The sequence below is a fragment of the Protofrankia sp. Cj3 genome (assembly GCF_917627355.1).
Classification (GTDB): Bacteria; Actinomycetota; Actinomycetes; order Frankiales; family Frankiaceae; genus Protofrankia.
The window spans coordinates 1,874-11,826 of record NZ_CAKJTR010000060.1 but is presented as its reverse complement, the minus strand read 5'-3'; the positions used below and the strand labels follow the sequence as shown (position 1 = coordinate 11,826).

Annotated in this window: 8 protein-coding genes; 6 read left to right on the top strand and 2 right to left on the bottom strand. The window is 69.4% G+C overall.

Going from position 1 to position 9,953, the window contains the following annotated elements; all coding sequences use genetic code 11:
* The coding region (locus MJ783_RS10540; RefSeq protein WP_239310216.1) for an ABC transporter ATP-binding protein at positions 1-1,911 on the top strand (1,911 nt) is incomplete at its 5' end.
* 21 nt (positions 1,912-1,932) lie between these two features.
* On the opposite strand, the gene MJ783_RS10535 is transcribed toward MJ783_RS10540, so the two are convergent.
* On the bottom strand, positions 1,933-2,745 hold the full coding sequence (locus MJ783_RS10535; RefSeq protein WP_239310215.1) for a TetR/AcrR family transcriptional regulator: 813 nt from the start codon (positions 2,743-2,745) through the stop codon (positions 1,933-1,935).
* 157 nt (positions 2,746-2,902) lie between these two features.
* Here MJ783_RS10535 and MJ783_RS10530 point away from each other — a divergent pair, with 157 nt between their 5' ends.
* From MJ783_RS10530 to bfr, 4 genes are all read left to right on the top strand, one after another.
* Positions 2,903-3,802, top strand: a complete 900-nt coding sequence (locus tag MJ783_RS10530; protein ID WP_239310214.1) for a phosphatase PAP2 family protein — start codon at positions 2,903-2,905, stop codon at positions 3,800-3,802.
* Between the two features lie 239 nt (positions 3,803-4,041).
* Positions 4,042-5,130: an OmpA family protein gene (locus tag MJ783_RS10525; RefSeq protein WP_239310213.1), complete on the top strand. Its 1,089-nt coding sequence runs from the start codon at positions 4,042-4,044 to the stop codon at positions 5,128-5,130.
* Between the two features lie 381 nt (positions 5,131-5,511).
* Positions 5,512-5,700: a bacterioferritin-associated ferredoxin gene (locus tag MJ783_RS10520; protein WP_239310212.1), complete on the top strand. Its 189-nt coding sequence runs from the start codon at positions 5,512-5,514 to the stop codon at positions 5,698-5,700.
* A gap of 17 nt (positions 5,701-5,717) precedes the next feature.
* Positions 5,718-6,188 carry a bacterioferritin gene (gene bfr / locus MJ783_RS10515; protein ID WP_239310211.1) on the top strand — a complete coding sequence of 157 codons (471 nt, stop codon included), beginning with the start codon at positions 5,718-5,720 and terminating at the stop codon, positions 6,186-6,188.
* Positions 6,189-6,263: 75 nt separating this feature from the next.
* Here bfr and MJ783_RS10510 read toward each other — a convergent pair whose 3' ends face one another.
* Positions 6,264-7,451 carry a glycerate kinase gene (locus tag MJ783_RS10510; RefSeq protein ID WP_239310210.1) on the bottom strand — a complete coding sequence of 396 codons (1,188 nt, stop codon included), beginning with the start codon at positions 7,449-7,451 and terminating at the stop codon, positions 6,264-6,266.
* A gap of 306 nt (positions 7,452-7,757) precedes the next feature.
* Between MJ783_RS10510 and MJ783_RS10505 the strand changes: the two genes are divergently transcribed.
* Complete coding sequence (locus MJ783_RS10505) at positions 7,758-9,953, top strand: bifunctional diguanylate cyclase/phosphodiesterase (RefSeq protein ID WP_239310209.1); 2,196 nt, start codon at positions 7,758-7,760, stop codon at positions 9,951-9,953.

The window sequence follows — 9,953 nt, the reverse complement described above, 5'->3', positions numbered from 1 at the left end:
CCGCTCAGGCCGCGGCCGGCTGAGGCGTCCGGTGGCGGCGGGCAGCGCGTTCTCGGCGGCGTGGCCGGGGATATGCCCGCGACTCCCGAACTGCTCGCGCGGGTCGAGGTGCTCCCGCCGGCCACCGAGGCGGTGGGGGTGCGGATGGCTGACGCCGCCGCCGGCGACCCGGCTTTCTCCTTACGCCGTCTGCTGGGCGGGGTGCGCGCGCTGCTCGCCCTGGGCCTGCTGCTCGTGGTCCTGGACGCGGGCACGGGTCTCGCGCTGCCCGCGCTGGTGCGGCACGGAGTGGACGCGGGTGTGTCGCGGACCGCGGGAGCGGCGCTGGTCATGACGTCCGCGGTGGCGCTCGCCGTGGTTCTCACAGCCTGGGCGGTGCAGGTCAGCCAGGGCCGGGTGGCCGGACGGCTGGGTGAGCGCCTGCTGTTCACCCTACGGGTCAAGACGTTTGCCCAGCTGCAACGGCTCGGCCTGGACTACTACGAACGTGAGCTCTCGGGCCGGATCATGACCCGGATGACCACGGACGTCGACGCGCTGTCGACATTCCTGCAGACCGGCCTGACGACCGCGGTGGTCGGCATGCTGTCGTTCGTCGGTGTGGGGGTGGCGTTGGTGGTCCTCAACGCCCGGCTGGCCCTGGTCGTGCTGCCGATGGTGCCGGTCGGTGTCTTTGCCACGGTGGTTTTCCGTGCGAAGGCGTCGGCGGCCTACGTCGAGTCACGGGAGCGCGTCGCCGCGGTCAACGCGGCGCTGCAGGAGAACCTCGCCGGCATCCGGGTGGTGCAGGCCTTCCGCCGCGAGGGGCGCAACATCGCGGACTTCCGGGCGCTCGCTGAGCGTTACCGGGTGTCGAGGCTGCGTGCGCAACGCCTCATCGCACTGTACTTCCCGTTCATGGAGTTCTGCTCGGAGCTGGCCGCCGCGCTCGTTCTCGGTGCCGGCGCGGGGCTTGTCGCGTCCGGATCGCTGACGACCGGCGGGCTCATCGCCTATCTGCTCTACCTCGGCCTGTTCTTCTCACCCATCCAGCAGCTCTCCCAGGTGTTTGACGGTTACCAGCAGGCCAAGGTGGGTCTGCGCCGGCTGTCGGATCTGCTGCGCACACCTACCTCCACCCCGGCCCGGCCTGCCCCGGTGCCGGTGGGCCGGCTTTCCGGCGAGATCGAGTTTGTCGGTGTGTGCTTCCGGTACGCGGGCGCCGAGCGTCCCGCGCTGGACGGGGTGAACCTCCGGGTGGCCGCCGGGGAGACCGTCGCGCTGGTGGGTGAGACCGGAGCCGGCAAGTCGACCGTCGTCAAGCTGGCCGCGCGTTTCTACGACGCCACCGGCGGCGTGGTGCGCATCGACGGCACCGACGTGACCCGGCTCGACCTGGCTGGTTACCGCCACCGGCTGGGAGTCGTCCCGCAGGAGCCGTTCCTGTTCGCCGGGACGGTCCGGGACACGATCGCCTACGCCCGGCCGGATGCGGCGGACGCCGAGGTGAGGGCAGCGGCGCGGGCGGTTGGCGCACATGAGATGATCATGCGCTTGCCCGGGGGCTATCTGCACCGGATCGGCGAGAACGGCCGGGGCCTGTCCGCTGGGCAGCGCCAGCTGCTCGCGCTCGCCCGGGCGGAGCTCGCGGACCCCGACATCCTGCTGCTCGACGAGGCGACCGCCTCGCTGGACCTGGCCACCGAGGCCGCGGTCACCGAGGCGACCGACCGCGTCGCGCGGCGGCGGACGACCCTCGTGGTGGCGCATCGGCTGACCACCGCCGCCCGCGCGGACCGGGTCGTGGTGATGGCTGCCGGACGGATCGTCGAACAGGGCTCGCACGCCCAGCTGATAGGTGCCCAGGGCAGGTACGCGCGGATGTGGGCAGAGTACAGCGGTGCGGGCGCGCCGGCCGGTCAGCCGTTGTGATTCGAACGTAGGTTCGATACATTACTTATCCGATGTACCATGAACTGCCGTGACGAGGGGCATGACTATGCCATCCACAACATCGACTATGTATCCGTGGTCCAGGGGCTCACCCGAGATGAGGCAGCGGGCGAACAGCAGGGCTGGCCCGATCTCGTTGACCAGCGGCCATGGGGTGCCATGGCGGACGTCACCGCGCTTGATGGCCCGCTCCGCAATGGTCATCTGGACCGCCCGCCGCTGGTGCAGGAGAACGGCGCGCAGGGCGGCGGCGAGATCGGCGTGCCGGGTGAGCTCACCGACAAGGGTCGCGGTCACCGCGCCCTGGCGGCCGCGGAGCACGTCGGCGAATTCATGGAGCAGCAGGAGCTGGTCGTCACGAAAACTTCCGGTGTCCGGATCGGTGACAGGGCTGTGGCCGAGGCGTCGTACTGTGTCGATCACCAGGTCGAGCTTGCACGACCACCTGCGGTAGAGGGTGGCCTTGCCGGCGCGGGCGCTGGCTGCCACGAGATCCATTGTCAGCGCGCCGTACCCGTGTTCGGCGAGCAGTTCGACCACGGCGGTGTGGATCGCGTCTTCCAGGACCTCCCCGCGTCGCCGGGGGATGGCCGGTGCGTGCGGCGGCCGGCGCGGGCCGTTGGCCGCCGGCATGAAACCCGTTGCGGAAGGGGGAAGGGGTGATGATTGAATATCGGCGGATATCGTCACGGCCATCGGTTGGGCTACCGCGGACGCCGTCGTGGGCATCATCGAGGTGGGCGTCACCTCCTTGCCGTCGGCGGGCGTCGGATGCACCGCGCCGGGCGGTATGCCAGCTATCGGGTGCGTCATCGCTACCCCCGGGAACGAGCCGTTGTCGGTGCTGCGGTTGGTTACGCAAAGGTACTTGACTGAACACGTTGAGCGAAAGATGGGGTGCCTGGGTAGGCAGGGGAAGGTCAGGAACCGGTCCACCGGATGGGCCAGGTCGAAGCCGGGGAGGTCGCGGGTGATCCGCATACGCCGCAGGTCGGACGGGCTGCCGGTGGTGTGGATCGAAGCCGTTATGATCATCGGTTTCTACTACACCTACACGGCGACCCGCGCGGTGGCGGACGGTTCCGTCAGCGACGCGCTCGCGGTCGGCCGGGACCTCCTGCGCATCCAGACGGATCTCCACCTCGACGTCGAGCTCGGGCTGAACCACTGGCTCCAGAGCATCCCCGTGCTCGCTGTGGCGAGCTGTTACTACTACGCGACCTTGCACTTCATCGTCACGCCCGCCACTCTCGTGTGGCTCTACCGCAGGCGTCCCGGGCACTACCTACGGGCCCGCTGGACGATCCTGTGCGCGACCGTGATCAGTCTGGTCGGGTTCATTGTGCTACCGACGGCCCCGCCGCGCCTGCTACCCGGTGCCGGCTTCGTCGACACCATGGCGTCGTTCCACAGCTGGGGCTGGTGGGGCGGCGGTTCCAGCGCCGCGCCGCGGGGGCTGGCCGGTCTTGCCAACCAGTTCGCCGCCATGCCGTCCCTGCACTGTGCCTGGGCGTTGTGGTGCGGCTGGTATGTGGCCAGCCTCACCCACCGCCGCTGGGTCAGGGCGCTCGGCGTGGTCTATCCGGGCACGACGGCGTTCGTGGTGATAGCCACTGCCAACCACTACGTGCTCGATGCCGTCGCCGGGTGGCTGGTGCTCGGCCTCGGGGCCCTGCTGGCGGTGGTCGTCACGCGACTGGCTCGCCAGCAAGGCCGCCACGACGGCCGCGCGGACCTGGTCGGCTCGCCGAGCGAGCCCGCGCGGCCCGGATCCGCATCCGAGCCCGAGCCTGAGCCCGCCGGAGCCGTCAGCGCGGGGCTGGGACAGCCGACGGCGCAGTGCCGGTCATACGGCCGGGAAGGGCGCTGAAACACGCCCCCGCCCGGCTCCCGCACCGCCTCCGCGACGGCCGCGGCCTGCGCCATCGCCGTTTGCGCAACGGCCGTTGCGTGGACCTACCCGGTGTATGTGGTGGGCGTCCCGATGTGCGACAGTTGACCCACGGCGGGGTTGTTCGCCGTACTTTTCTGGTCCGTTGGGCCGCCCGAAGGCATCGTGGCGGCGCGTCCTGAAGGCGTTCCAGCAGATTCCGCGCGGAGACCATTTCGATGTCCTTGGTCCAACTGGCCGCGCTACGGCGGCCTCATCCCGTTGTGTTTTTGTTCTCCCTTGTCGTCGCCTGGTTGCTGATTGGGCTGCTGGCATTCGGCCTGCGGCGCGGGCCGATCGAGAACGGGCTGTCCAGGCGGGCGGCTTCGGTGGTCCGCTCCAGCGGTCAGGCCGGGGCTGAGGTGACTTTCCGCGGTCAGGACGCGACCGTGCATGGGACGTTCCCCAGCGTGTCCGCCGCTGAAACGGCCCGCCAGGCTGTCGCGCGTATGTCCGGCGCGCGATCAGCGGCCCTGGCCGATGATGTTCAGATTGTGCCGGTGCCGGCCGCCGCCGCGAAGCCATTGGTGATCGATGTCAACGGAGGATCGCTCACCGTCACGGCGACCGTGCCGGGCCAGGATGCTCGGGAGCGGCTTCTGGGCGCGGCGGCCGCGGCGAGTTCCGGCACGTTGACCGGACGAGTCACGGTTGATCCCGACGTGGCCGCGCCACCGGTGACGATGCTGGCGGATCTGGTCCGTTCGCTGACAGCGGTGATTGGCGAACATCAGGTGACGATCATCGGTTCCACCGCTGTCGTCGAGGGGGCCGTGGCGGACGTGGACGAGCGCGCGCGCCTGGGTGCCGCGGTGCTTGCCGCGGTGCGTACCGCGCGGCCCGCGATCTCCCTCGACAATCGGCTGGCCGTGCGACCGGTGGCTCCTGATCCCGTCCGGCCGGGTGACGGTGCGGTCGACCGCCTCGCCGCTGCCGTGGCCGGGGGCCGGGTCACCTTCGCGACGGACAGTTCGGAGCTCACCGAGATCGATCGTGTTCGTCTCGACCAGATCGCGGCGGCGCTGCGTGACGGTGCGCTGGGAGTTCTGATTGCTGGTCATACCGACGCGCGAGGCTCCCAGGTGACCAACGCGGCCCTGTCGCTGGCGCGCGCCCGCGCCGCGGCCGCCTACCTGGCGAGTCACGGAGTCCCGGAAGGGCGGTTGCGGGCAGCTGGGTTCGCCGCCGATTATCCGGCGGCGACCAATGACACGGACGCCGGCCGTGCCGCCAACCGCAGGGTGGAGATCTCTCCGCTTGCGCCGTAGGCCGTGCTTGTGCGGTAGGCCGTGGAGTCGCCCGGCTATGGAGTTGCCCGGCTATGGAGTTGCCCTGAGCAAAGGATGCCTGTCGGTTGGTAACCATTGTTTTTGATCTTTTTGTATGGCAAGCTTTCGTTGAGAAATATTAGGGAAGGCTTAGCTAAGAACGCCCGGCAATAGAGGTGTGGATCAAGGAGCGGGGCTGGGCTGCGTGCCCCAGCCCCACGACACCGCGTCCCCTGCTGCCGGGCGCTCTGACCAAAAAGCTGTGGTCGACCTGGGAAGCTCTGGCCGAGTAATGAGCATTCGTGATCATCATCCCGGTTGCGCACGACCGCTTTCCGGATGACGCGGCGAACGGCTCCAGAACAGGTGTGGTGAGGTGCGGTGCTGGTCTGCTCATGCTTTGCTGTCAACGACCAGACGTTGCGCGGCGTGATCGAATCGGGCGCGCGTGACACGTGCGAGGTGGGTGCGGTCTGTGCGGCCGGTACCGGGTGCGGTGGTTGCCTTGACGAGATCGAGGAGCTGCTGACCGACCACCGTCGGGCCCGTCCGGTCGTCCAGTCGGGCTGAGACAGTGGAGGTTCCAGGTGAGGGGCGACCCGGAAATTGTCGAACTACTCAACCGTGTGCTCACCAATGAACTGACAGCTGTCAACCAGTACTTCCTGCACTCGCGGATGCAGGTCAACTGGGGATATCACCGGCTCGGCAAGCACACCTACGACGAGTCGATCGACGAGATGCGCCATGCGGACAAACTGGTGCATCGGGTGCTCTACCTCGGCGGTGTCCCGAACCTTCAGCGACTCAACACGCTGCGTGTCGGTGAGACCGTTGCCGAGCAGCTGAACTCCGACCGGACCCACGAGATCGAGGCATGCGGCCTCCTGCGTGCTGGAATCGTCCTGACCCGCGCCCGCGACGATGTGGGCTCAGCCGTCATCCTGGAGGACATCCTCGTCTCCGAGGAGGACCACATCGACTGGCTGGACGCCCAGATCGAACTGCTTGCCCAGCTCGGTGAGGCGCATTACCTCGCACAGCAGATCCACGAGTGACCAGTGGCGGGCCCCGCGCCGGGGCCTGGCGTGGCCTGGGCGCGGCGAGCTGGGCACACGTCCCAAGCACAGGCGTCAGGGGAGCACAAGGCGGACAGCTTCGGCGCTGGCGCGTCGTAGTGCCCTGGCCGCCTCGGCCCGGCTGATCAACGCGGGCGCTCCCGTCATCCCGCGGGCGGCCGCGCCAGCGGGCACCGGCTGGGCGCTGAAGACCCCTGTGAAGCCGGCCTCCCGCCAGGCACTCGGACTGACGTTCACCTGCCCGCAGACCGCGATCACTGGGACCCCGGCTGCCTGGGCATGTCTCGCGACGGCCGCCGGAGCTTTGCCCCGCATGGTCGAAGCATCCAACGCGCCTTCGCCGGTGATCACGAGATCGGCGCCGTCCAGGGCCGCGTCGAAGCCGGCGAGATCGAGCAGCAGTTCGGCACCGGCCTGTACCCGCGCGCCCAGAAAAGCCATCGCGCCGAAGCCGAGACCGCCGCCCGCGCCCGCGCTCGCGCTCGCGGCGACCATGGCAGCTCTCGCCGACAGGCCCAGGAAACCCCGAGGCCGTGCGCCAAGCCGGTCGACGAGCGTGCGCAGCCCGTCCTCGAGAACGGCCACGTCCGCCGGCCCCGCGCCCTTCTGCGGGCCGAAGACCGCCGCCGCTCCGTGCGGCCCGAGCAGCGGGTTGTCAACGTCAGCCGCGACAGTGATCTCGGCTTGGGTGATCCGTGGATCCAGGCCGCCGGCATCGATCATGTAAAGATGGCGCAGGGCCGCGCCGCCGGGCGGCAGGATGCGCCCGGTCCGGTCCAGGAACCTGATGCCGAGCGCGGACAGCATCCCGGTGCCGCCGTCGGTCGTCGCGCTCCCGCCCGCCCCGAGCAGCAACCGCCGGGCGCCGGCGTCCAGGGCCGCGCGCACCAGCTCACCGGTACCGGTAGTGGACGCTGTCAGTGGCGCGTGCCGTCCCGGCGGCACGAGCCGCAGGCCGGAGGCTTCGGCCATCTCCAGCACCGCGGCGTCATGGCGAACGGCGAACGCCGCGCGCACCGCGGTCCCGAGCGGCCCGGACACGGTGGCCTCATGGCGGGTGAAGCCCGCGGTGAGCGCCGCGGCCACGGTCCCGTCGCCGCCATCGGCCACCGGGCGCATGAGGATGTCCGCGTGCCGGCAGGCGTCGCCGACGCCGTCAGCGATGGCGTGGGCCGCCTCGTTCGCGGTCAGCGTGCCTTTGAAGGCGTTGGGCGCGACAACGATCCGCGTGACCGTGGGCATACCCGCATACTCCCGCCGCGCCGCGCGGCGGACGCACTGGGGCGTGTTGCGACAGTCATCTGTCCGGCTCCCGCCGCCAGGCGGCTCCCGGCCGTGTTCTCGGACGAACCGATACAACGCGTCCGCTATCGATGTGCCCCGCAGCCTTGCCAGGGGCCGCCTGGACGCGGCTCCCTGACCGAAACCACGACGCGCGACAGGCTCTAACGTTCTGTGCTCACCCGATTGCCACTACACTCGGCACGCGATCTGGAAGTAGCGTGACGGCCGGGATCTGCACGGGGCTGACATGCGCGAGGAGGTGCGTTGGTCGCGAGCGTGGTCGGCTTGGTGGCTGACGTGGTGTCCACCGGGCTGCTGGTGGTGACGTCCGACAGCCGTGTGGTCTGGGCTAATCGGGCTCTGTTCGCCCTCGTGACGGGCGCCGCAACGGTGCCGGAGGAGACAGCGGCGCCGGGCCCGGCCGGTCTCGGCGCGTTCAGACGCGCTGGTCCTGGTTCCGTCGACCCGGTCGACCTGGTTGCGGCTCGCCTTGCCGTGGCCGAGGCCGGGCTGCCATTGGCGCGGGTCGTCCCGGACGACGAGCCCCGCGCGGCTAGCTGGCAGGCGCCGGACGGTAGCAGCCGTTGGCTGGAGATCCGTTGCCGTGCGTTTGCTGACGGTGATCCCACCTGGGGCGGCCAGTTCGGCGCCGAGGGCTACCTTCTCTACGAGATTGTCGACAACACCGCGCGTCACCATGAAGAGGAGGTCGCGGGGCTGCGCGAACGCTGGCTCCGCCATGTCGAGACGATCGCCCGGACGGGTATCTGGGAGTGGGACCTGGTCACCAACGAGGTGGCATGGTCTGACGAGCTTCTCGCCATGTTCGGCTACCCCACGGACACCTATCTCGACTACGACACCTACCGGTCGCTGATACATCCGGACGACGTGACGAGGGTGGAAGGAGTTCTGGAGCAGGCGATCGCCGAGGTCAGCCCGTTCGAATTCACCCACCGTATGTACTTCGCCGACCGGGCCACCGAGTGCGTGCTCGAGTGCCACGGCGACGTCCTCACCGATCACGCGGGCACGCCAATCCGGATCATGGGCACGGCGCATGACGTCACCGAGCTGATCCGGGCGCGCCGCGAGCTCGCCCAGCTCACCACGCATGACCCGCTCACCGGGTTGCGTAACCGGCAGGCGGTGACCGGGCTGCTGGCCGAGCGGATCGCGGGCAGCGCGGGCAGCGCGGGCAGCGAGCGGATCGACGCCTCGCCGAACGGGAGTGCCCCGGCCGGGACGTTGCTCTTGATCAATATTGACAACTTCAGGGACATCAATGACACGCGTGGCCATGCCGTCGGCGACGCGGTGCTGCGAGCCCTGGCCCAGACCGTGGCGGAGACGCTGCCCACATCGGTTCTCGGGCGGCTCGGCGGCGACGAGTTCGTGGTGATTCTCGAGTCCGCCAACGGCCCGGACGGACTCGGTGTCGCCGATACTCTGTGCGCGAAGGTCGCGCGGCACGCCATCATCATCGATGATGTCACGATCCGTGTCACGATCAGTATCGGCGTCCTGCCGCTGTCGTCCGCGACCGACAGCGACACCGCGTTGGCTCGTGCCGGCCTCGCCCTGCGTGAGGCCAAGGATGCCGGCCGTGGCCGCGCGCGGCTGTTCACAGCGGAGCACTATGAGCATGTCGACCGGCGGATCTCGCTGGCGCGGCGGGTACGCGACGCGCTCGACGGGGGGCTGATGGCGTTGGACGCGCAGCCCATCGTCGACCTGACATCCCGCGAAGTGCAGGGATACGAACTGCTGCTACGGCTGCGCGACGGCCGGCAGCCAGAGCTGGCCCCCGCCGAGTTCATGAGCGCGCTCGCCCACAGCGACCTCACGCTGGCTCTGGACCGCTGGGTGCTGCGGCAGGCGGTGGCGGCGCTCGCTTCCGCCACCGCTCGCCGGGAACGGCTTCGCCTGCATGTGAACATCTCCGGCCGGTCGGTCGCGGACCCTGAGTTCGGCCAGTTCGTCCTTGGGACACTGCGTGCGGCCCGGGTCGATCCATCCCAGCTTGGTCTTGAAATCGCCGAAAGCGTCGCGGTGGTCAGCCTGGACGCGGCACGCCAGCTTGCCGAGACCCTCACCGACGCGGGCTGCCGGTTCACCCTGGACGACTTCGGCGCAGGCGTGGGCTCGTTCGTCTACCTGCGCAACCTCCCCTTCACCAATGTGAAGATCGACGGTGATTTTCTCCGCCAGGTGGATACGTCGCCAGCGGACACCGTCTTGGTGGACGCGGTGGTACGGGTCGCGCGCTGTCTCGGTATGTACACCATCGCCGAGAACGTCGACCGTGAATCCCTGGCACTGGCACTGCGTGATCTTGGAGTGGACTACGCGCAGGGGTTTCTCACCGGTCGTCCCCGGCCATTGACGGATCTGCTTGCCGAGGTCCCCTATGCGGATCCCGAAACGCGCGAGGTCAGCCTCAACGGTTTTCTCGGCTAG